This is a genomic window from Nonomuraea basaltis (assembly GCF_005893125.1).
GTDB classification, from domain to species: domain Bacteria; phylum Actinomycetota; class Actinomycetes; order Streptosporangiales; family Streptosporangiaceae; genus Nonomuraea; species Nonomuraea basaltis.
Genome location: NZ_VCJS01000100.1, coordinates 23359 through 45428 on the forward strand (window position 1 = coordinate 23359; position 22070 = coordinate 45428).

22 protein-coding genes are annotated in these 22070 nt (G+C 71.2%); 10 read left to right on the plus strand and 12 right to left on the minus strand.

Annotation, left to right across the window (positions count from 1 at the left end; translation table 11 throughout):
• Window positions 1-151: 151 nt before the first annotated feature.
• Window positions 152-1192, plus strand: a complete 1041-nt coding sequence (locus tag EJK15_RS36980; protein WP_240777453.1) for a fatty acid desaturase family protein — start codon at window positions 152-154, stop codon at window positions 1190-1192.
• Here the strand turns inward: EJK15_RS36980 and EJK15_RS36985 are convergent.
• On the minus strand, window positions 1182-1472 hold the full coding sequence (locus tag EJK15_RS36985) for a hypothetical protein (RefSeq protein WP_138715128.1): 291 nt from the start codon (window positions 1470-1472) through the stop codon (window positions 1182-1184). The two genes, EJK15_RS36980 and EJK15_RS36985, sit on opposite strands and share 11 nt — an antisense overlap.
• Before the next feature lie 451 nt (window positions 1473-1923).
• Here EJK15_RS36985 and EJK15_RS36990 point away from each other — a divergent pair, with 451 nt between their 5' ends.
• Window positions 1924-2142 carry a hypothetical protein gene (locus EJK15_RS36990; protein WP_138715129.1) on the plus strand — a complete coding sequence of 73 codons (219 nt, stop codon included), beginning with the start codon at window positions 1924-1926 and terminating at the stop codon, window positions 2140-2142.
• Window positions 2136-3125, plus strand: a complete 990-nt coding sequence (locus EJK15_RS36995) for a hypothetical protein (protein WP_138715130.1) — start codon at window positions 2136-2138, stop codon at window positions 3123-3125. Before EJK15_RS36990 ends, EJK15_RS36995 begins: the two co-directional genes overlap by 7 nt.
• 84 nt (window positions 3126-3209) lie before the next feature.
• Here EJK15_RS36995 and EJK15_RS37000 read toward each other — a convergent pair whose 3' ends face one another.
• Window positions 3210-4196 carry an aldo/keto reductase gene (locus EJK15_RS37000; protein WP_138715149.1) on the minus strand — a complete coding sequence of 329 codons (987 nt, stop codon included), beginning with the start codon at window positions 4194-4196 and terminating at the stop codon, window positions 3210-3212.
• Between the two features lie 151 nt (window positions 4197-4347).
• On the opposite strand from EJK15_RS37000, the gene EJK15_RS37005 reads away from it, so the two are divergent.
• A complete protein-coding gene (locus tag EJK15_RS37005; RefSeq protein ID WP_138715131.1) occupies window positions 4348-5205 on the plus strand; it encodes a helix-turn-helix domain-containing protein in 858 nt (285 codons plus the stop codon).
• Here EJK15_RS37005 and EJK15_RS37010 read toward each other — a convergent pair whose 3' ends face one another.
• Genes EJK15_RS37010 through EJK15_RS37045 form a run of 8 tightly spaced genes read right to left on the minus strand, consistent with a single transcriptional unit; the run spans window position 5206 to window position 13439 of the window.
• Window positions 5206-5823, minus strand: a complete 618-nt coding sequence (locus tag EJK15_RS37010; protein ID WP_138715132.1) for a pentapeptide repeat-containing protein — start codon at window positions 5821-5823, stop codon at window positions 5206-5208.
• A 27-nt stretch (window positions 5824-5850) separates the two neighbouring features.
• Window positions 5851-7095 carry an alanine racemase gene (locus EJK15_RS37015; RefSeq protein ID WP_138715133.1) on the minus strand — a complete coding sequence of 415 codons (1245 nt, stop codon included), beginning with the start codon at window positions 7093-7095 and terminating at the stop codon, window positions 5851-5853.
• Window positions 7092-7820 carry an MBL fold metallo-hydrolase gene (locus EJK15_RS37020; protein ID WP_171074730.1) on the minus strand — a complete coding sequence of 243 codons (729 nt, stop codon included), beginning with the start codon at window positions 7818-7820 and terminating at the stop codon, window positions 7092-7094. The genes EJK15_RS37015 and EJK15_RS37020 overlap by 4 nt, the downstream gene beginning before the upstream one ends.
• Window positions 7811-8956: a M20 family metallopeptidase gene (locus tag EJK15_RS37025; protein ID WP_138715135.1), complete on the minus strand. Its 1146-nt coding sequence runs from the start codon at window positions 8954-8956 to the stop codon at window positions 7811-7813. The genes EJK15_RS37020 and EJK15_RS37025 overlap by 10 nt, the downstream gene beginning before the upstream one ends.
• Window positions 8953-9897, minus strand: a complete 945-nt coding sequence (locus EJK15_RS37030) for an ABC transporter permease (RefSeq protein WP_138715136.1) — start codon at window positions 9895-9897, stop codon at window positions 8953-8955. The genes EJK15_RS37025 and EJK15_RS37030 overlap by 4 nt, the downstream gene beginning before the upstream one ends.
• Window positions 9897-10844: an ABC transporter permease gene (locus EJK15_RS37035; protein ID WP_138715137.1), complete on the minus strand. Its 948-nt coding sequence runs from the start codon at window positions 10842-10844 to the stop codon at window positions 9897-9899. The genes EJK15_RS37030 and EJK15_RS37035 overlap by 1 nt, the downstream gene beginning before the upstream one ends.
• On the minus strand, window positions 10837-12354 hold the full coding sequence (locus EJK15_RS37040; protein WP_138715138.1) for a sugar ABC transporter ATP-binding protein: 1518 nt from the start codon (window positions 12352-12354) through the stop codon (window positions 10837-10839). Before EJK15_RS37040 ends, EJK15_RS37035 begins: the two co-directional genes overlap by 8 nt.
• Window positions 12355-12368: 14 nt before the next feature.
• Window positions 12369-13439, minus strand: coding sequence for an ABC transporter substrate-binding protein (locus tag EJK15_RS37045; RefSeq protein ID WP_138715139.1), 1071 nt, complete (start codon window positions 13437-13439; stop codon window positions 12369-12371).
• Between the two features lie 156 nt (window positions 13440-13595).
• On the opposite strand from EJK15_RS37045, the gene EJK15_RS37050 reads away from it, so the two are divergent.
• The 5 genes from EJK15_RS37050 to EJK15_RS37070 all read left to right on the plus strand — a co-directional run bounded on the left by EJK15_RS37050 (window position 13596) and on the right by EJK15_RS37070 (window position 18532).
• Window positions 13596-14912: a MarR family transcriptional regulator gene (locus EJK15_RS37050; protein WP_206061325.1), complete on the plus strand. Its 1317-nt coding sequence runs from the start codon at window positions 13596-13598 to the stop codon at window positions 14910-14912.
• Window positions 14913-14936: 24 nt separating this feature from the next.
• Entirely contained in the window at window positions 14937-16214 is a 1278-nt protein-coding gene (locus tag EJK15_RS37055; RefSeq protein ID WP_138715140.1) for an amidohydrolase/deacetylase family metallohydrolase, read from the plus strand.
• A gap of 89 nt (window positions 16215-16303) precedes the next feature.
• A complete protein-coding gene (locus EJK15_RS37060) occupies window positions 16304-16948 on the plus strand; it encodes a response regulator transcription factor (protein WP_138715141.1) in 645 nt (214 codons plus the stop codon).
• Between the two features lie 94 nt (window positions 16949-17042).
• Window positions 17043-17462: an ATP-binding protein gene (locus tag EJK15_RS37065; protein ID WP_138715142.1), complete on the plus strand. Its 420-nt coding sequence runs from the start codon at window positions 17043-17045 to the stop codon at window positions 17460-17462.
• Between the two features lie 38 nt (window positions 17463-17500).
• Window positions 17501-18532 carry a PAS domain-containing sensor histidine kinase gene (locus tag EJK15_RS37070; protein WP_138715143.1) on the plus strand — a complete coding sequence of 344 codons (1032 nt, stop codon included), beginning with the start codon at window positions 17501-17503 and terminating at the stop codon, window positions 18530-18532.
• 47 nt (window positions 18533-18579) lie between these two features.
• On the opposite strand, the gene EJK15_RS37075 is transcribed toward EJK15_RS37070, so the two are convergent.
• The gene (locus tag EJK15_RS37075) at window positions 18580-20883 is read right to left on the minus strand and encodes a phosphoketolase family protein (RefSeq protein WP_138715144.1); all 2304 of its coding nucleotides are present in this window, start codon (window positions 20881-20883) and stop codon (window positions 18580-18582) included.
• A 270-nt stretch (window positions 20884-21153) separates the two neighbouring features.
• Between EJK15_RS37075 and EJK15_RS37080 the strand changes: the two genes are divergently transcribed.
• Window positions 21154-21537 carry a VOC family protein gene (locus EJK15_RS37080; RefSeq protein WP_138715145.1) on the plus strand — a complete coding sequence of 128 codons (384 nt, stop codon included), beginning with the start codon at window positions 21154-21156 and terminating at the stop codon, window positions 21535-21537.
• An 87-nt stretch (window positions 21538-21624) separates the two neighbouring features.
• On the opposite strand, the gene EJK15_RS37085 is transcribed toward EJK15_RS37080, so the two are convergent.
• Complete coding sequence (locus EJK15_RS37085) at window positions 21625-21870, minus strand: DUF4177 domain-containing protein (RefSeq protein WP_138715146.1); 246 nt, start codon at window positions 21868-21870, stop codon at window positions 21625-21627.
• Between the last annotated feature and the right edge of the window lie 200 nt (window positions 21871-22070).

A 22070-nucleotide genomic window follows, 5' to 3' on the forward strand; every position in this document is an offset into this window, starting at 1 on the left:
GGTGGGCCGGCCCATGCCCAGGCGGCGGGGGCGCCCTTCGGTGGTAGGGCCTGCACTACCACAGGGATGGGTGACCGCCGGGGTTCGCATAGACTCCGCCGCAGCGATGCTGATGGGTATTCGCATACGACTCACAGCATCGGAGACAGATGTGACTGTGGTGGAGACTCCCAGCGCCAGGGTAACGGGGGAGCGGGGGAGCGACTTCTCGAAGCTGTCGCGCCGCATCACCCAGGCGGGGCTGCTGCAGAAGCGGCCAGGCTACTACACGGCCAGGATCGGCCTCGTCACGGGGTTGTTCGCCGGGAGTTGGGCGCTGTTCGCCGCAGTCGGGGACTCCTGGTGGCAGATGCCGGTCGCGGTGCTGCTCGCCGTCGCGTTCGCCCAGGTGACACTGCTGGCCCACGATCTGGCGCACGGCCAGATCTTCCGGTCGCGGCGCACGGCCAGGATCGCCGGGCTGGTGGCGGGCAACCTGGCCATCGGACTGAGCTACGGCTGGTGGATGGACAAGCACACACGCCACCACGCCAACCCCAACCACGAGGACCACGACCCCGACGTCTCGCCCGACGCGCTGGTCTGGTCGGAGAACCAGGCCAGGTCCGCCCGCGGGGTGGCCCGGTTCATCGGCCGCTGGCAGGCCTTCCTGTTCTTTCCCCTGATCACCCTGGAAGCGCTGAACCTGAAGGTCGCCAGCTTCCGCGCGCTGCGCCGCGAGTCGCTCAAGGGCCGCAAGGCCGAGGGGCTGCTGCTGACCACGCACCTCTTGACGTACGTGGGCGCGGTGTTCCTCGTGCTCTCGCCCGGCAAGGCGCTGGTGTTCCTCGCCGTGCACCTGGGCTGCTACGGCGTCTACCTGGGGTGCACGTTCGCGCCCAACCACAAGGGCATGCCGGTCCTCACCGCGGAGGACGAGCTGGACTACCTCCGCAAGCAGGTCCTCACCTCCCGGAACGTGCGCGGCGGGCGGGTGGTCAACACCGCGCTCGGCGGGCTGAACTACCAGATCGAGCACCACCTGTTCCCCAGCATGCCCACCGCGAACCTGCGCAAGGCCCAGCCGATCGTCCGCGAGTACTGCGAGTCGCTCGGCGTGGACTACACCGAATGCGGTCTGTTCGAGTCGTGGGCGCAGGCCATGCGCCACCTGCACGAGGCCGGCCGGCCGCTGCGCGAGGTCAAGACGTGATGATCAGCTCCAGGCCGTTGAAGTCCTCCTGGACCTCATGGCCGGCGCGGGCCAGGACCGCGCGCAGCGCGAGCTGAACCGCCGTACGGACGGTTGCGTACTTCACCAGCCGTTCGGCCGACGTGCCCCACGTGACGATCACACCGCGCGTGGGGTCGTGCCAGACGCCGAGCCCGCCGTCGACCGAAATCAGCGAGGATTCGACGGTGAAACCCGCGTCCGTCAACTCCTGGCGCACCAGCCGTTCCAGGGTCGGTCCATCGCTCGAGGCGGTGTCCATCGTGGTCCGCTGCCCCCGTGACGGGGTCGCGAACCACGGGTGACGAACGTGTCCCGTGCGAGGATGTCGGTTGTGTCCTCCGCGTCATCCACGCTGCGTCTGTCGCGAGCCGTCGTGTTCGCGATGGTTTGCGTGCGGTGTCCGCCGGCGGGCTCGTGCCGTTCGAGGTCTACGCGGCCGGCGTGCTGGCGGTGCTGGCGTCGGCGTACCTGATCGACGGGCGCGAGCGCGGCCCCGGCCGGCCTCGCGATCCCGTCGTGGCGCCCGGTGACTCCTCCAGACGTCCCTGCGTACACGGGAAGGACCGTCTTCCGCGCGGTCAGCAGGCGAGGGCCTCCCGGGTGCTTCCGCTGAAGCATGTCCCGGCGCGCCGTTTTCCCGGGCGCGCGTCCTTGCCGGTACCCGGGCGGCGTCACGGGCGCGGTCCGGAAGATCGTTCTGGAGATCGATCATGACGTTTTTCCCGTCGCGCCGCCTTCGAGGGGCTGCGCTGGTGCTCGCCTGCGCCGCCTTCTGCGTTCTGCCCGCCTCGCCCGCGTACGCCCACGACGCGCTCAAGCGGAGCTCGCCCGCCAAGAACGCGGAGGTCTCCGCGCTCGTCGCGCTGGGCGCGTTCGTCCTGATCAGGACTGTGCGCCGGGGGGCCGGACCGGGAGGAAACGGATGCTGATTGAGCAGGCGAGGCGGCTCGCGCGGCAGTGGGTGCTGGAGGAGGGCGTCGCGCTGCCGAAGTTCTGGGGTGCGTTCCTGACCGGGTCCGCGCTGTGGGCGGACGGGGACGAGGAGCTGCACCCCAGCTCCGACGTGGACGTGATCGTGATCGCCGACCCGCCCACCAGGACCGGGAAGTTCCTGTATGGAGGGGTGCTGCTCGAGGTCTCCGCCATTTCCGGGCTCGGGTCCCCGCACGACGTGCTGAGCGACTACCACCTGGCCGGCAGCTTCCACCTTCCCTGCGTGCTGGCCGATCCCACGGGGCGGCTCACCGAACTCCAGCGCATCGTGGCCCGCGACTTCGCCGAGCGGCCGTGGACCCTGGCCCGGTGCACCGACGCCATGGACCGGGTGCGCAGGTGGATCAACGGCGTGGACCCGTCCGCGCCGCTCCACGACCAGGTCACCTCGTGGCTGTTCGGCACCGGGGTGACCACGCACGTGCTGCTGGTGGCCGGGCTGCGCAATCCCACCGTCCGCAAGCGGTACGTCGCGGTACGCGACCTGCTGGCCGGGCACGGGCGGCTGGACTATCACGAGGTGCTGCTCGACCTGCTGGGGTGCGCGGAGCTGAGCCCGGAGCGGGTGGAGCGGCACCTCGTGGCCCTGGAGACGGCGTTCGACGCGGCGGCGGCCGTGCATGCGCCGTCCTACCGGTTCACCTCCGACATCACCGCGGTGGCCCGGCCAGTGGCCATCGACGGCAGCCGGGAGCTCATCCGGCGCGGGCTGCACCGGGAGGCGGTCTTCTGGCTGGTGGCGACGTACGCCCGATGCCTGGCCAAGCGGGCGGCGGCCGGGGCGGCGGGGTACGAGGACGGCTTCCTGGACCTGCTCGGCGACCTGGGCGTGGCGACCGTCGCGGACCGCCGCTGCCGAGGCGACCGCGTCCTGGCCGCCCTGCCCGGACTGTGGCAGACGGCCATGTCCGTCTGCTGACCGCCCACCGCGCTTCGGCACCGCCGATCTGCGGCGCCTTGGGGCGTTCGGCCGGACGGGCGCGGAGGGCGGGGCGAGTGGGGGTCAGCGGCCGTCGAGGAGGTGGACGGCGTCGCCGTAGATGGCCGGGCTGCGGTCGACCTCCTCGACGAAGTCCCGGGGAAAGCCCAGCTCGAACGGCACCGCCGACTCCAGCCGCCGCACCGCCTCCTCCGGCAGCGCCACCCCGGACGCCCCCAGATTGTCCTTGACCTGCTCGGGAGTGCTCGCCCCCACGATCGGATGCACGCCCCGGCGCATCGCCCACGCCAGCGCCACCTGCGACGCCGTGACGCCGAGCTCGCCGGCGACCTCCACCACCGCCCGCCCCGCGGCCAGGTCTCGCTCGGTGAGGGATTCGGGCGTCACCCTCGAGGCCGCCGCCCCGGGCTGGTTGTACCGGCCGGACAGGATGCCGCGCTCGAGCGTTCCCCACGACGCCACGCTCATCCCGTACGCCTCCGCCATCGGCAGCAGCTCCCGCTCCACGTCCCGCCGCAGCAGGCTGTAGGGCACCTGCAGCCCCGCGAACGGCGTCCACCCGCGCCACTCGGCGAGCGTGTTGGCCCGGCTGACCAGCCACGCCGGCGCATCCGATATGCCGACATAAAGCACCTTCCCGGAGCGCACCACGTCGTCCAGCGCCCGCATCGTCTCCTCGATCGGGGTGTGCCGGTCCCAGACGTGCACCCAGAAGAGGTCGATGTAGTCGGTACGCAGCCGCCGCAGGCTCTGCTCCAGCGACGCCACCAGGTTCTTGCGGTGGTTGCCCGCCGCGTTGAGGTCGGTGCGGTCGCGGCTGCCGGTGTACTTGGTGGCCAGCACGAAACGATCCCGGCGGCCCTGGAGCAGCTCGCCGACCACGCTCTCGCTCTCGCCGTACATCGACGCCGTGTCGACGACGTTGCCGCCGGCGTCGGCGTACAGGTCGAGCATGCGCCGCACCTCCGCCGACGGCGACCCGTACGTCATCGCGCCGAGGAACAGCTCCGACACCCGCAGCCCGGTACGGCCGAGCAGTCGGTAACGCATCACGTCGATCTCCTTAGAAAAGATTCAGCTCTGGTAAGGCGTGGCCATGGTGTCCAGCCTGACGCGGTTCGCGGAGCAGAGGGAGACCGGGTGGAGACTGGCCCTGGCGGGGCCACGCTAGGGCCGCGGCGGCCGCCGTAGACTCGGGGTCGTGAGTGGCAACGAGCTGGGGGCGTTCCTGCGCGCCCGCCGAGAGGCCGTCAAGCCCGCCGACGTCGGGCTGCCCGACGGGACGCGGCGGCGCACGCCTGGACTGCGCAGGTCGGAGCTGGCCACGGTGGCCGGGGTGAGCGTCGAATACCTGACCAGACTGGAGCAGGGCCGCGACCGCAACCCGTCCGTCCAGGTGCTCTCCACGCTCGCCGACACGCTGCGCATGACGCCGGAGGAGCGGATCCACCTGCGAAACGTGGCCAAGATCACCAGCGGCGCCATCGCGCTGTGCCCCGCCGGGGATCAGGCGCCGGCCAGCACGGTGCGGCCGACCGTGCGCGCGGTGCTCGACCGGCTGGAGCCCGCGCCCGCCGTGGTGCTCAACCGGCTGGGCGACGTGCTCGCCCGCACCGGCGGCTACGAGCGGCTCTTCGGCCCCGTCGGGCTGCTGGACGGCGAGTGGCCCAACGTGATCAAGTACGTGTTCGCCGACGCGCGGTCCAGGACCGCCTACCCGGAGTGGGACCGGGTGGCCGACGAGCACGCCGCCGCACTGCGGCTGGAGTCAGGTCACGGTGACGCGTTCGCGGCCGAGCTCGTGTCCGAGCTGACGTTCGCGGCGGGCGACGCCTTCACCGAACGGCTGGCGGGGCCGCCCGAGCCGCCCCGGATGGCGCCCGTGGAACGGCTGGCGCACCCGGAGGCCGGCGAGCTGCGGCTGGCCCGCGAGGTGCTCGACATCGACGGCGGCGAGCAGCGGGTCATCGTCTACCTGCCGGCGGACGCCACCACCGCGGCCGCCCTCGACCGCCTCACCGGCCGCCACCCGGGCGCCCTGCGAGCGGTGACGGCCTAGTCATTCGCGGACGTCCAGTCCGAGGGCGGTGGCCACGACCGTCGCCTGGAAGGGATCGATGATCGCGTTCGTCAGCGTGACCGTGTGCGGGTCCAGCGTGCTCAGGTCGCTGCCACGCAGGTCGCACTTGGTGAGGTCGGCATGGTGCAGCCAGGCTCCCGACAGGTCGGCCCGCCGCAGCTCGGCGCCCCCGAGCCGGACTCCCGTCAGGTCGGCCTCGCGCAGCCGGGTGCCGTGGAAGGCGCTGCCGCGCAGGTCCGCGCCGGGCAGGCCGACGTAAGACCAGTCGCCGCCCTCGACCTTCAGCAGTCCGTACGTGCAGCCGTCGAACATGCTGCCCGTCAGCTTGCATCCCTTGAACGTCGCGTCGAAGAACGAGCAGCGCGTGAACGTGCAGTTGACGAACCGGGCGTCCTCGTGCACCGACACGTTGAACCGCACATTCCTGAACGTGCACTCCTCGAACGAGGAGCCGTGGTTGACCAGCTCCGTCATGTCCACGTCCTGGAACAGGACCCGTTGGTGGCTCTCGCCGGAGATCTCGAGGCTGTCCCAGTCAGTGGACATGATCGTTTTCTCGGTGGGCGGCGGCTGGACGCCGTGTTTCCTGTCTGCCATGCGAACAAACTAGCGGATCGGACAAGCTCAGAAGTAGGTGCGGATCAGGTCCACGACGGTGTAGTCCTCCGCGACCACCGGAATCACCTGCCACTTGTCGAACGCGGTGCACGGATGGGAGATGCCGAAGCAGATCAGCTCGCCCGGCGCGACCTCGGCGCCCGCGCTCACCTCGACGTACGCGTGGTGGTCGTTGACCGTCCTGACGCACAGGCCGGCGGCCGGGCGCAGCGTGCCGTCCAGAGCGCGGACCCGTCGCGGCACCGGCAGGCCCTCGTCGTAGGACACCTCGCGCTTGCCCATGCCGACGATGGCCAGACCGTCCTCCGGCGCCGAGATCACCTGTGCCCACATCTCCAGCGCCGCGTCGAGCGAGCCCTCCCCGGGGATCCGCCGGAAGAACGGAGTCCACTCCCGATAGATCCCGTCGTCGTGCGAGATGTAGGCGCCGCTGCGGAGGATCGTCCGCAGCCGATGGCCGGGCAGCCATGATCCGGCCAGCCGATCGGCGACGGCGTCGAAGTACTTGCTGCCGCCCGCGGTGACGATCACCTCCTCGCCCAGCAGGCCCTGTGCCGCCAGCCGGTGGACGGCCGCCCGCACGTCGTCCAGATACCGGCCGGCCGCCGCCACGTCGGGCAGCCCGCCCTCGTACGCGGCCACGCCGGCGAGCTCGATCCTGGAGGCTTCCGCCACCGCCCGGGCCACCTCGGTGAGCTCGGCGACGCTGCGGCAGCCGGTGCGCCCGCCGGGATGGCCCAGCTCGGCGAGCACCCGTAGGGGCCGCTCGCCCGGCACGGACCCGACCGCGTCGGCCATCGCCCGCACGCCGGCCACCGAGTCGGCGAAGCAGAGGAAGTCGAAGCCCTGCTCGACCTGTCCGGCCGCCCAGCGCAGCGGGCCCGGATCGAGCAGCTCGTTGGCGAGCAGCACGCTGGGCACCCCCATGGCGCGGCAGGCGAGCGCCTGGTTGGCCGTGGCCACGCTGATCGCCGTGGCTCCCGCGCGCAGTTGGGCGGCGAAGAGCGAGGGCGCCATGGTGGTCTTGCCGTGCGGGGCGAACTCCAGGCCGTGCCGGGCGCAGAAGCGGGCCAGCGTGTCGATGTTGTGCGCGATGGCGGCCTGGCCGGCGACCATGATCGGCCAGGTGAACGCGCCGCCGAACAGGCTGGGCCGGCGGGCGGCGAACTCGTCCATGGAGATCGCCGGACCGGGCTGCCACATCCCCTTGGTGCGCCAGTCGATGTGCTCCGCCGGGACGATGAGGGTCATGTCGTGCTCTCCGGTAGTAGACCTCGGGCGAGGATGTCGCGTGCTGTGGTCAGGTGCCGGCGGGCCCGGTTCAGCGAGATCTCGTGGTGGCCGGGGAAGAGCGCGTCCACCTCGAGTTCGGCCAGGCGGGCCAGGCTGGCGGCGTACTCGGGGATCCGGCAGTCGTGCAGGTTCTGCAGCGACACCCGGCCGCCGGTGAAGACGCAGTCGCCGGAGAACAGCGCGCGGTGGCCACGGGCCTCCAGCAGATAGCAGGTGTGGCCGTCGGCGTGGCCGGGCGTCGCGATCGCGCGCAGCGTCACCCCGCCCAGGTCGATCCGCGCGCCGTCGTCGATCGGCGCGGCCGACGGGCAGGCGGGGAACACGTAGTCGGGGGGATACGTGCCGCCCGCCCGGGCCCGGTCGAGGCTGATCATCGATTCGTCGCCGGCCGCGATCCACCGGTCCGCCGGCGGGCCGGCGAGCACGCGCAGCCCCGGCACCCGGCGGGCCAGCTCGGCGGCGCCGCCGGCATGGTCGGCATGGCCGTGGGTCAGCAGCAGGTACGCCGGGACGGCGGCGCCCGCGTTGCGCAGGATCGCCTCGACGCCGTACCCGGCCCCGGCGTCGATCAGCGCGCAGGCCCGGGCACCCCGTACGAGGTAGACGTGGCAATCCAGGGGGTCGGTGAGATCGAATCCGGCGGCGCCGCTGCCGATCAGGTCTACGTGATCGGTCAGTCGCACGCGCTCACCTCGGCCCGCCGGGCCAGGTCGGCGATGACCTCGGCCGCGAACCGCACATCGGCGAGGGCGACCGATTCCTCCGCGGAGTGCGCGTCGAGGATCGATCCCGGCCCGAAGACCACCGCGGGGATGCCGGCCCGCGCGAGCTTGCTGGCGTCCGTGCCGAACGGCATGCCGTGCACGCTCGCGTCGCTCCCGCGGCCGGCGAGCGCGCGGCACAGCGCGGCGGCGATCGGGCTGTCCGCCGGGGTGTCCAGCGCGTAGTCCACGTTGAACGGAGGGTCGAGCTCGATCCGGCCGGGCAGCAGCGTCTTGAGCTCTTCCCCGTCGCTGCGCCACACGGCCATCGGGTCCTCCTCGGGCAGCGTGCGCCGGTCGACGTCGATCTCGCAGCGCCCGGGGACGATGTTCGGGCCGGTGCCGCCGTGGATGCGCGTGACGCATCTGGTGGCCGGGCCGAGCAGCGGGTGGGCGGGGAGGTCCGGCGGGGTCGCGTCGAGGTGGCCGAGCACGCGGGCCATCAGCGAGACGGCGTTGACCGCCTCAGCCGGGCGGGAGGTGTGGCCCGCCTCGCCCAGGGTGCGCACGGTGTAGCGGACCACGCCTTTGTGCGCGGTGGCCACCGCCAGGCCGGTCGGCTCGCCGACCACCGCCCCGATGACCTCCGGCACGGGCAACGCGTCGAGCAGGCCCAGCACTCCCCGGTAGCGGTACTCCTCGTCGACGACGCAGGCCAGCAGCACGGTGTACGGCGGGACCGGGCCGGCGGCCAGCTCCGCGGTGGCGAGCATGAAGGCGGCCAGCGGGCCCTTCGCGTCGCAGGCGCCCCGGCCGTAGAGCCGACCGTCGCGGACCTCGCCCGCGTACGGGTCCACGGTCATGCCGTCGACCTCCACGGTGTCCAGATGCGACTCCAGCAGGATGGCGCGGGGGTCACGGCCGGGCACCACGGCCACGACGTTCGGCCGGCCGGGCAGCACCTCGTGCGACTCCGCCGCGATCCCGTGGTCGGTGAGCCACCGCCGGACGACTCCGGCCAGCGCCGCCTCGCCCGGTCCTGATCCGTCGCGCGGGTTGACGCTCGGGGTGCGCACCAGCTCGCGCAGCAGCGTTTCGACGTCGTTCACAGTGCTCACGTCGTCCGCCGTTCGCGGGCGTAGACGAGCAGGAGCCCGATGATCAGCAGTCCCAGGGCGACCTGGCGCAGCCCCTCGCCGAGGTTCCAGGCCACCAGCAGCGCGGTCAGAAGGGTCAGCAGCAACGCGCCGGCGACCGTGCCGAGCAGGTGCCCGCGACCGCCGAGGATGGACGTGCCCCCGAGGACGACCGACGCGATCGACAGCAACTGGTAAGGGTTCCCCATGGTCAGCGAGCTGGTGCCGGTGAAGCCGAGCAGCACCAGCCCGGCGACTCCGGCCAGCAGCGCGCAGGCGGCGTACATGGCGAGCGTGGTGACGGGAACCGGCACACCGGAGGCCCGCGAGGCGGGCTCGCTGGTGCCCAGCGCGAAGGCGTAGCGCCCCAGGCGGGACAGGTGCAGCAGCCACACGGCGACGGCCGCGATGGCCAGCCACAGGATCGTGGCCAGCGGGATCCCCGCCACGCCGCCGTTGGCGAGTGCGTCGAGCAGCGGGATACCGGCCGACTTGGGCGAGCCGTTGGTGTAGATGAGCAGCGCGCCGGAGATCATGGTCCCGGTCGCCAGGGTCATCACCATCGGCGGCAGGCGCAGCCAGATCAGGCCCGCGGCGTTGACCAGCCCGACCAGCGCGCTGACCGCCAGCGCGACCACGATGGCGGCGGTACCGCCCGATCCGGCGGCGACCTGCGCGCATACGACGGCCGACAGGGCCACGACCGCCGAGACCGACAGGTCGATCCCGCTCATCATCACCACGAGCGTCTGCCCCACGGCGACGATGCCGAGGAAGGACGCCGTCTGGACCAGGTAGCGCACGCTCGCGACGCTGCCGAATCCGCCGGCGAAGAGGATCGCCGCCAACCAGGTCACCGCCAGCACGCCGAACGCCCATAGGGCCCGGTTGTCGCGCAGCGCACCCCGGACAACCGATGCCATCACGCCACCCTCTCTCTGGTCGCCAGCGTCTTCACCGCGACGGCGACGACGAGGACGACGCCCTGCAGGATCATCTGGTAGAACGTCGAGATCCCGGTGAACAGCAGCAGGTTGGTCAGCAGGCCGAGCAGGAGCGCGCCGAGCAGCGTGCCGCGCATCTGCCCGACACCGCCGAAGAAGCTGATCCCGCCGAGCACCGCGACCGCGATGGAGTTCAACGTGTACGGCGTGCCGATCGTCGGGTCTCCCGAACCGGTCTGGATCGCCAGGCCGATGCCGGCCAGCCCGGTGAAGAAGCCGGCGAAGCCGTACGCGATGATCTTGACTCGCCGGGTGTTGATGCCGCTGGCGAACGCCCCGTGCTCGTTGCCGCCGACCGCGTAGAGTGCCAGCCCGAACCGGGTCGTCTTGACCAGTTTCCAGACGGCCAGGGCCACCCCGATGGCGATCGCGGGCAGCGCGAGGCCGTACCAGCCCAGGTTGTAGGCCCGCACCAGACCCTCCGGCACGTGCCCGCCCGGCTGGGGCAGCACGATCAGCGTGACCCCGCCCCACAGGAACGACGCGGCGAGCGTGACGATGATCGGCGGCAGCCCGGCGTAGGCGACCAGCGCTCCGTTCGCGGCGCCGGCCAGCACGGTGACGCACAGGGCGATCGCCATGGAGGCCACCACGTTCCCCGCGGGGGCCATCACGAACACCGCCATGCCGAGCGAGAGCACGGCCCCCAGCGACAGGTCGATGCCGCCGGTGAGCATGACGATGGTCTGGCCGATCGCGGCCAGGATCAACGGCAGGAACTGCGCGGACAGGATGGTGATCGTCGACGCTTGGAGCAGCGTGGGGTCGAGCCGCTGGTAGACGACGAGCACCACGACGAGCAGGCCACCCAGCCCGACGAGGTCGAGCTGGCCGCGCGCGGCGCGCGCCCGGAGCCGGTCACGCATGGGACGCCTCCCCGGTCGCGCCCCGGCCCGCCACGGAGGCGTGGACCAGACGTTCCTCGGTCAGTTCCGCCGCCTCCAGCCGATCCACGACCGTGCCCTCGTACATCACGAGGACCTCGTCGCACAGCCCGACCAGCTCCATGGTGTCGCCCGAGGTGACGAGCACCGCCATGCCCTCGGCGGCCAGCTCGCGCAGCAGGTGGTAGATCTCGCGTTTGGTGCCGACGTCGATGCCGCGGGTCGGCTCGGCGAGCAGCAGCACGCGTGGCCGGTTCGGCAGCCACTTGGCCAGGGCCACCTTCTGCTGGTTGCCGCCGGAGAGCCGGCGCGCCTCCTGAGCCGGAGAGGCCGCCTTGATGCGCATCCGCTCGATCAGCTCGCCGACCAGCTCGTTCTCGCGCCGTCGCGAAACGGTGGTCAGGGTACGGGCAGGGGCGAGCGTGCGCAGGCTGGTCAGCGCGAGGTTGGCGCGGACGCTTCGTACCACGTGGAGTCCCTCGGTCTTGCGGTCCTCCGGCACGTACCCGATGCCCCGGCGGATCGCCTCCCGAGGCGACGCGAGCCGGCAGGGTTGTCCGTTCAGCTCGATCCGCCCGCTATGGTGACGCAGGCCGAACAGGGCCCGCAGCACCTCCCGCTGCCCCTGGCCCTGCAGTCCGCCCAGCCCCACGATCCGGCCGGGCGCCAGTTCCAGGTCGACCCCGGCGCAGGCGCCGGGGATGGACAGCCCGGCGACGCGCAGGACGGGGTCCGCCGGCGAGATGTCCGGCTTCGGCGGGAACATGGCTGACAGCTCCCGGCCCACCATCAGCCGCACGAGGTCGTCGTGGCCGGTCTCCTCGCGCATCCTGGTCGCCATCACCTCGCCGTCCTTGAGGACGGTGAGCCGGTCGCTGATCGCGAGCAGCTCGCCCATCCGGTGGCTGACGATCACCACGGAACGGCCCCGCTCCCGCAGGTCGCCGACCACCCGGAAGACGGCGCGGACCTGGTCGTCGTCGAGCGCGGACGTCGCCTCGTCGAGGATCAGCAGGCGCGGATCCGCGGTCAGCGCCTTGGCCAGCTCCACCAGTTGCTGCGCGCCGAGCGGCAACCGGCCGGCGGGCGTGCGCGGGTCGACGTCGAGGCCGACCCGTTCCAGCAGCGGGCGGGCGCGAGCCACCAGATCGCGGTGGCGCACCAGGCCCCGGCGGCCGGGCCAGGCGCCGAGGAACACGTTCTCCGCCACGCTCTGGTAGGGGTTGAGGCTGAGCTCCTGGTGCACCGAGGCGATCCCGGCGGCCCGGGCGCGGTGCGGAGACCACGCGCGGACCGGCTCACCGTCGTACCTGATCGCCCCGGAATCCGGCGCGAGCAGGCCGTTGATCAGTGAGAGGACGGTGCTCTTGCCGGCGCCGTTCTCTCCCACCAGGGCGAGCACCTCTCCGGAGCGGATGTCGAAACTGACCTCGCGCAGGACGGTGACCCCGGCGAAGGACTTCGACACCCGCTCGACGTTCAGCAGGGTCATGCGCGATTCCTCCGCTACTTGCCGACGAGCTTGTCGATCTCGCTCTGCGGGAGAGGCTGGATCGGGTACGAGTCGTCGGGCTGGTCGGCCTTGACGAACTGGTCGAGGTTGTCGTCGGTGATCTCCGGGAGCGGGACCGTGATGTTCATCGGGACGGCCGCGCCGCCGACCTTGGCCACCGCGGCCTGGAGCGCGATCACCGAGAGATAGTTGGGCTGCGCCGTGGCCACCGATGAGAACCCCTCCGAGCGCTTGTCCGCCCACATCTTGAGGAAGCCGTTGTAGTTCTCGCCGGTGATCGGGACGAGCTTCTTGTCCTGCTTCACCAGGGTCTGCAGGGCCGCCGCGGACAGCGCGCCGCCCTGGGAGAAGACCCCGGTGATGTCCGGGTTCGCGGAGTAGGCCGAGGCGAACGCCTGAGCCGCAGGTGCCAGGTTGTACTCGCTGTGCACGTTCGCCGCGATCTTGATGTCCGGGTACTTCTTGAACACCTCATCGGCCCCCTTCCAGCGCTCCTCGCTGACCGACACGCCGGCCGGGCCGTTCATCGCGATGATCTCGCCCTTGCCCCCGAGCTTGTCGGCCAGCCACTGGGCGGTCATCCTGCCCCACTCGACCTGGTCGGTGCCGACCCTGATGACCTTCTCGCTGGTCACCAGGCTGTCGAAGTTCGCCACGACGATGCCCGCCGCCACGGCCTGCTCCATCACCGGGTTGAGCGCCGTGGAGGAGCCGGCGTCGACGAGGATGACGTCGTACTTCTGCGTGATCATCGCCTGGATCTGGGCGATCTGCTGGGAGGAGTCGCCGTTGGCGTTGAAGGTCTCGTAGCTGGCGATCTTGCCTTCGCCCTTCAGCCGCGCCACGTCCTCTTCGAGCATCTTCAGGGTCTGCTGCATCCACGACGGCGCCAGGTAGATCGTGGACCAGCCGACCTTGAGCGCCTTGGGGGCGGCGCTGGTCGTCCCGGCAGCGGGGGCGGCGGTCGTGCCGGCGCCTCCGGAGTCGACGTTGCACGCTCCGGTGGCGAGCAGCGCGCCGGCCGCCGCCGCGGCGATCAGAGCGCGCCGTGTCATTCCTGTCATCTTGGCTCCTTAACGGACCATGTTCGTAAGTAGTTCGTAGTATGGTGGGATCAGGATGCTCCTTCGGGGAACCTGCGGTCAACAGTGCAGGTCGTAAAAAGGATGTGTCCTGGGCAAGTGCGAACTACTTCCGGACATAGGTCGTATAGGGGGGTCATGGCGATCGTGATCGGACTCGTCATCCACGCGAGTCACCGCACCGTCTTCGAGGAGGCGGCCCGCACCCTCTCCGGGGTGCGCCTGGAGTGGGTCGTCTACGAGCACGAGGACGAGATCCGGCCGCGGGTCCAGGAGCTTCTGGGCCGCGAGCAACTGAGCGGGCTGCTGCTCGGGCAGGTCCCCTTCGCCAAGTCCCGCGACCTGCTCCCGGCCGACCTGTCGGTCACGGTCACCAAATCCGCCGGCTTCGACCTGTCCATCGCGTTCTTCCGCGCGCTGGCTCGCGGGTGGCGGGCGACCCCGGTCAGCATCGACACGTTCGACCCGGAGACGGTCGACGAGGTCGCCCAGGCGCTCCAGCTCGACCGCGGGCAGGTGGCCTGCCTGCCGTACAACCCGGAGCGGAGCGTCGAGGAGGTCGTGGACTTCCACCGCGCCTTCCAGGAACGGACGGGCGCCGACTACGCCATCAGCCTGCGCACGGCGGTCACCGCGCGGCTGGCCGGCTCGGTTCCCGTGCTGAACGCGCTCTACGGCCCGGCCACGATCCGGGCGAACCTGCACGAGCTCGCGCTGCGCATCCAGTCCCGGCAGGCCAGCGCGTCACGATTCGCCGCCGGCGTCTTCCTCGTGGTCACCCAGGACGCGCAGGCCGACCTGGACCGGGCCCGGATCGGGCTGATGAACCTGCTGGTCAACACGCCCGAGTTCAGCGACGCCTGGATCGAGAACCGCGACCGTCGCGGCGTCGTCGTCTTCGCCCACAAGGCGCTGTTCGAGCACGTCACCCACAACTGGGTCTCCCTTCCGATCCTCGGCCAGGCCCAGGAGGCGCTCGGCATCCGCCTGGCCGCCGGGTTCGGCGTGGGCGCGTCGGCCCGCACTTGCGTGCAGCTCGCCGAATGGGCGGCGTCGCGAGCCGAGCAGGAGAGCGCGCCCTCGGCGTACCTGGTCGAGGACAGCGGGGTCATCATCGGCCCGATGAGCGGCGTGGCGTCGCCTCTCGCCTTCACCTACCGCGACCACGGCGGGGACGTCGAGGGGCTCGCCCGCCGCGCCGGTCTGAGCGCGGCGACCCTGTCCCGGCTGGCCGCGCTCGAACGCAGCCTCGAAGGGCGGCTCATCTCACCCAGCGATCTCGCCGCCTCCCTCGGAATCACCGACCCCAGCGGCCGCCGGCTGATCCGCAAACTCAGCGAGTCCGGCCTGGTCACCGAGGAAGGCAGCGAGCAGATGCACCGCAAGGGCCGTCCGACGAGGCTCTACCGCCTAGGCATCGGCAGCGCCCTCACGGGCGAGACCTCGCCGTCCTGACCGCCCAACGCGCATAGGAGGATCATGTCCTACGATCTGCTGCTGGCCGGCGGCGAGGTCATCGACGTCGGCGGCGGGCACGTCGGCCGGTTCGACGTCGCGGTCCGCGGCGGCCGGATCGCCGCGGTCGCGCCTGACCTGCCCCGGCACGCCGCCCGCGAAGTGATCGACGCCGGCGGCAAGCTGATCACGCCCGGCCTGGTCGACCTGCACACGCACGTGCATCCAGGCGCCACCTATTGGGGGATCGATCCCGACTCCATCGCCTGGTACACCGGGGTCACCACCTGGATCGACGCCGGCTCGGCCGGCGCGTACGCCATCGAGTCCCTGCGCGCCGCGATCAGCGGCTCCCAGGTGCGCGTCGCCGCGCTGCTCAACATCTCCGCCGTCGGCCTGACCGCGCCGGACGGGGAGAGCAGGGAACTGGCCAACTGCGACGTCGACCTGGCCGCCGCGACCCTCGCGACCAACCGGGACCTGATCTTCGGAGTGAAGGTCCGCATGGACCGCAAGACGGTGGGCGAGCACGGGCTGGAGCCGCTGCGCCGGGCGATCGAGGTGGCCGGGACGGGCGGTGTGCCGGTGATGGTGCACATCGGCGTCGGCCCGCCTGCCGTGGACGAGGTGCTCGCGCTGCTGCGCCCCGGTGACATCGTCACGCACTGCGCCAGCGGGCTGGCCGCCGGCATGTTCGACGGCCACGACATAGCCTCCGCGGTGGTCGAGGCGCACGCGGCGGGCGTCCTGTTCGACATCGGGCACGGGTCCGGCGGCTTCGCGTTCGACGTGGTCGAAGCGCAGCTGAAGGCCGGCGTGGCACCGCACACGATCTCCTCGGACCTGCACGCGCGCTGCCTGTACGGGCCCGCGTTCGACCTGCCCACGACGATGACGAAGCTGCTCGCCGTCGGCATGCCCCTCGAGGAGGTGGTCGCGGCGGCCACGGTGCGTCCGGCCCGGGCGCTGAACCTGCCCGGCGGGGCGGGCACGCTCGCCGTCGGCGCTCGCGCCGATCTCGCCGTGTTCACGCTGGAGGAAGGCGAGTTCGAGCTGGTGGACGCTCACCGGCGATGCCGCATCTCCGACCGGCGGCTGGCCAACGAGATCACCTACGTCGCCGGGCGGCCGCTGCCGCCCCGGCTCCCGCCGCGGCCGAAGCCGTGGATCCCGCTCACCGGCGCGCAGCGCCAGGCGTTGCGCCTGCGCGACCGCCGAGTCCGCGAGCTGCTTTCCGCCCCGCTCGTCGGGATCGAAGGGCTGGCCGAGCAGTTCCCCCGCTCCTCCGCCGACCCCGCTTGACCGGAACCTACGCGGGAACCTGCCGGCCGCGAGTGCGACACTTGGCGTGAGACAGGCCACACGAAAGCGCACTCAAGGACATCGCCCCCATGCCGTCATCCCCCCTGATCCGGCTGATCCTCGTGGAAGATCACGCCATGGTCGCGGAGGCCATCGGCCTGGCGCTCGGCAGCGCGCCCGGCATCGACGTGGTCGCGCGCGCCGGCACGATCGCCGAAGCCCTGGCCGAGACGGGCAGGTGCCGGCCCGACGTGGTGGTGCTCGACCGACGCCTGCCCGACGGCGACGGCATCTCGGCCATCGGCCGGCTGACCGCCGCCGCGCCCAAGGCGCGGGTGCTGGTGCTGACCGGCGAGGCCACCGCGTCCATGGCGGCCCGGGTCGTGCAGTCGGGCGGCGCCGGCCTGCTGGTGAAGTCGTCACGGCTGGGCGAGCTGGAGTCGGCGGTGCGGGAGGTGGCGACCGGCGGGGTGGTGTTCGCGCCCGGCCTGCTGCCCGGCGTGTTCGACCGGCTGACCGGGCGGGCCGGGCATCTGGGCGCGCAGCTGACCGCGCGCGAGCGTGAGACGCTGCTGCTCCTGGCCGAGGGCGCGAGCACGTACGAGATCAGCGAGCGGCTGGGCGTGGCCAGGAACACCGCCCGCAACCACGTCCAGCACGTGCTGGAGAAGCTGGGCGCGCGGTCCAAGCTGGAGGCGGTCGCGGTCGCCCGCAGAGAGGGGCTGCTGGACTGACGCAAATGCATCAGTCCTCGTCCCATAGGCGTATCAGCAGGCCTGGTGCGGTTGCGTCTCGTGATCGGCCGCCGCACTACCCGAGAGTAGATGGGTGAGCAGCAAGGAGGCCGGATCGTGCCAGGTGGACACCCATCTGCCGGAGGAGATGGGCAGCATCACGGAGGCTCGCCGGATCGCCCGCGGCGTCCTCGCCGAGTGCGGCTACCGAGGCCACCACGAAGACGTCCTGCTGATCGTGTCGGAGCTGGTGACGAACGCGCTCATGCACGGCGACGGCCCGCCGGCGCTCCGCATGACAGGCGGGCCCGACCGCGTGCGGGTCGAGGTCGGCGACGCCGGACCGGACCTGCCCGAGCTCCGTGAGCCGGGCCCGGTCAGCGGCTGGGGGCTGCACGTCATCCGGCTGCTGTCCACCGGCTGGGGCGTCGCGGACCGCGACGGCGGGAAGGTCGTGTGGTGCGAGGTGGCCGCCGGCGTCGCCCCGCTCCAGGCCCGCGGCCCTGGAGCCTGATCGGTTCCGGTTTTCACCAGGGCGTGAAAGGCTGCGGTATGCCCGAGCGTGACCAGCCCGCGGAGGAAATGGCGTTGCTCGTCCAGAGCATCCGTGACTATGCGATTTTCATGCTCGACCCGCGCGGCCGCATCGTCAGCTGGAACTCCGGCGCCCAGCGCATCAAGGGGTACACCGCCGAGGAGATCATCGGCACCCACTTCTCCGTGTTCTACCCGCCCGAGGACGTGGCGGCCGGCAAGCCGGCCATGGAGCTGGAGGTCGCCGCCGCAGAAGGCCGGTGGGAGGAGGAGGGCTGGCGGGTGCGCAAGGACGGCACCAGGTTCTGGGCGAGTGTGGTCATCACCCCGCTGCACGACGAGCGCGGCGGCCTGCACGGCTTCGGCAAGGTGACCCGTGACCTGACCGAGCGGCGCAGCCTGGCCCGCGCGCTGGACGAGCGCGGCACCCTCCTCGCGCACCTGATCGAGGCCCAGGAGCGGGAGCGCCGGCGCATCGCCAACGACGTGCACGGCGACACCATCCAGTCCATGGTCGCCGTCGGGATGCGGCTGCGCCTGCTGGAGTCGCGGCTGCCCGAGGAGCACGCCGCCGCCGTCCGCGGGATCGACGACGCCGTCAACGCCGCCGTCGCCCGCCTGCGTGGCCTCACCTTCCGGCTGCGCCCGCCCGGCGACGGGCTGGTGGAGAGCCTGGTGGAGTACATGGAGGTGGCGATGGCGGGGACGGGCGTGGCCTACGAGCTGGCGCATGACCTGGACGGCGAGCCACCCGCCGAGGCCGCGATCACCGTCTTCCGCATCTGCCAGGAGGCCCTGACGAACGTGGCCAAGCACGCCGGGGCGGCCTCGGTGACCGTCTCGCTGGCCTCGCTCGATCGCGGCGTGCACGTACGCGTGCGCGACGACGGCGTCGGCCTGTCCCATCAGGACGAGCACGGGCACTTCGGGCTGGTCGAGATGCGCGAGCGCGCCGAGACGGCGGGCGGCTGGTGGGACATCCGCGGCCCGCGGGGTGTGGGCACGACGGTGGAGTTCTGGGTGCCCGCCGTGCCGCGCGGCCGGTCATGAGAGCTCGGCCGCGTCGCGGTCCAGCTTGATCGACGAGGAGCCGGTGCTCAGGACGAGACGGTGGCCGGCCAGGTCCACGAGCTTATTTCCGCCGGGTCCTCGCCATGCTCGCGCGTGTACGCGCGGGCCCGCAGCCGGGCGTCGCTCATCCGCTGCCGCAGGTGCGCCGCCTTGGAGCCGAGGCCGGGCACCCGGTCGATGACGTCCATGACCAGGTGATAGCGGTCGATGTCGTTGAGCATGGCCATGTCGAACGGCGTCGTGGTGGTGCCCTCCTCCTTGTAGCCGCGCACGTGCAGGTTGGCGTGGCCGTGCCGGCGGTAGGTGAGCTGGTGGACGAGCGACGGGTAGCCGTGGAAGTCGAAGATGATCGGCCGGTCGACGGTGAACAGCGTGTCGAACTCGGCGTCGGACATGCCGTGCGGGTGCTCCGACGACGGCTGCAGCCGCATCAGGTCCACCACGTTGACGACCCGCACCCTCAGCTCGGGCAGATGCTCGCGGAGGAGGGCGGCCGCGGCCAGCGTCTCCATCGTGGGCACGTCACCGGCGCAGGCCAGCACCACGTCGGGTTCGGCGCCCTCGTCGGTGGAGGCCCAGGGCAGGATGCCGAGCCCGCGCGTGTTGTGCGCGATGGCCTCGTCCATGGTGAACAGGTCGAGCACCGGCTGCTTGCCCGCCACGATCACGTTGACGTAGTCGCGCGAGCGCAGGCAGTGGTCGCCGACCGAGAGCAGCGTGTTGGCGTCCGGCGGCAGGTAGACCCGCACCACGGACGCCTTCTTGTTCACGACCACGTCCAGGAAGCCCGGGTCCTGGTGGCTGAACCCGTTGTGGTCCTGCCGCCACACGTGCGATGACAGCAGGTACGTCAGCGACGCCACCGGCCGCCGCCACGTGATCTTCCGCGCCGACTCCAGCCACTTGGCATGCTGGTTGAACATGGAGTCCACGATGTGGATGAACGCCTCGTAGCAGTTGAACAGCCCGTGCCTGCCGGTCAGCAGATAGCCCTCCAGCCAGCCCTGGCACAGATGCTCGCTCAGCACCTCCATCACCCGTCCGCCGGTTCCCAGGTGCTCGTCGGTGGGCAGCAGTTCGGCGTCCCACGCCCGGTCCGTGGCCTCGAACACCGCCTGCAGCCGGTTGGAGGCCGTCTCGTCCGGCCCCATCAGCCGGAACGTGCGCGGGTTCGCCGCGATCACGTCACGCAGGAACTCGCCCAGCACGCGGGTGGGCTCGCACGACTGCGCGGCGGGCGACTTGACCTCCACGGCGTGCCTGCGGAAGTCCGGCAGCCGCAGCGGCTGCAGCAGCTCGCCGCCGTTGGCGTGCGGGTTCGCGCTCATCCTGCGCGTCCCCTGCGGCACGGTACGCAGGATGTCCGCCATGGGCCGCCCGGTGGCGTCGAAGAGTTCCTCCGGACGGTACGACCGCATCCACTCCTCGAGCATGGCCAAGTGGGCCGGGTTGTCGCGGACCTTGGCCAGCGGCACCTGGTGTGCCCGCCACGTCCCCTCGACGGGCTTGCCGTCCACCTCGCGCGGCCCGGTCCAGCCCTTCGGCGTGCGCAAGATGATCATCGGCAGCCGGTCGGCGTCGCCGCTCTTGTAGGCGGCCATCTCGTCGAACGCGGTGTCCAGGGTGGCCGCCATCTCCTGGTGGTCGGGGCCCACCAGGTGGGGACGGTAGCCGTACCCCTCCATGAGCTTGGTCAGCTCGTCGAAGGGGATGCGGGCGAGCACGGTCGGGCCGGCGATCTTGTAGCCGTTCAGGTGCAGGATGGGCAGCACCATGCCATCGCGGCGGCGGTCGAGGAACTTGTTCGAGTGCCAGCTCGCCGCGAGCGGGCCGGTCTCGGCCTCGCCGTCCCCGATGACGCAGGCCACCACCAGGCCGGGGTTGTCGAACGCGGCGCCGTAGGCGTGGGCGAGCGCGTAGCCCAGCTCGCCGCCCTCGTGGATCGACCCCGGCGTCTCGGGCGCGACATGGCTCGGCACGCCGCCGGGGAAGGAGAACTGCCGGAACAGCCGCCGCATCCCCTCCACGTCCTGCGAGACGTCCGGATAGCGCTCCGAGTACGACCCCTCCAGCCACGCGTGGGCGACGGCCGCCGGACCGCCGTGCCCCGGCCCGACGATGTAGATCATGTCCTGGTCCCGCTCGGCGATCACTCGGTTGAGGTGGGCGAAGCAGAAGTTCAGCCCCGGCGTGGTGCCCCAGTGGCCGAGCAGGCGCGGCTTGACGTGCTCCGGCCGCAGCGGCTCCCCCAGCAGCGGATTGTCCAGCAGGTAGATCTGCCCGACGGACAGGTAGTTCGCCGCCCGCCAGTACGCGTCTATATGGTCCATGCCTCTGGTGCTTCCTCCACAGCACGTGCTGAATCCCCTGGACGCCCGATATGGTGCCGAACAGGAAGTTCGGGTGTCGCAGGCTCGATCCTTGTCCGGTGGACTTTCGGGAGCGCACCCGCACGCTGTCCGTCCGGCAGACTCGCACCGATCACCTGGCCACCCCGCCGCGCAGATGAAGCTGTCGGTGTTCGCGTGTTGTTGTCGGTGTTCAGGTTGAGTTGTCGGAATCCGCCTTCGATCCCGATCTTGGTGCTGCAGAATGTCTGCATGGTCTCGGTTGTGCAGAACGTGGCGATCGATTGTGTGGACGCCTACGAACTCGCCCGGTTCTGGAGCGAGGTAACCGGCTGTCCCCTGCATCCCGCGGACAGGCCCGGGGACGAGGAGACGCAGGTTCTGCTACCACAGGGACCGCTGCTGCACTTCAACCAAGTGCCGGAGCCCAAGACGGTCAAGAACCGACTCCACCTCTGCCTGCGTCCGGAGACCTCACGTGAAGAGGAGGTCGACCGCCTGCTGGGGCTGGGCGCTTCCTTCGTCGCCGACCACCGCAACCCTGATGGCACGGGCTGGGCCATTCTCGCCGACCCCGAGGGCAACGAGTTCTGTGTCCTCCGCAGCGAGTCCGAGCGGGCCGCGACAACCCCGTGAGGCTGCGCTCTTCAGGGATACGTCCTCACCGACAGGAAGACCTGAACGACTCCACGCGAAGGCGGCTGCCATCTCTCTGCGTCCGGGTCAAGCCGGGTCTCTAAAAGCAACCCCCTTCTTGAAGATCATGAACCAGGAGTCGATCTCTCTCGTATCGCGATTGTCGGTGCGGTACTGCCTCGTCTGTGGGGTGATCCCCACAAGCTCCCACCCCTTGCTGCCGAGTTCGTTGCACTGGGCCTCTAACTCCCAGGGCAACCCCTTTCCTGTCACGACCTTGTACCGCCACGTCGGACCGCTGCCGCTACCTGCCATGCCGACAGCAAACCTCACGCCCCTGTATCACGCCACGTTCGGCATGACTCGTGCCAGGTGACGCGGTATATGGCCGCGTGCCAGCCAATGTGGGACTGTACGGTTTTCGGTGTAACTCCTGATCAAGGAGAACGCACCTGATGAGTACTGTGATCCAGGCATCGACGGAGATCGACCTGGAGGACACCGCGGTGGCACGCACGGAGCCCAAGGACGCA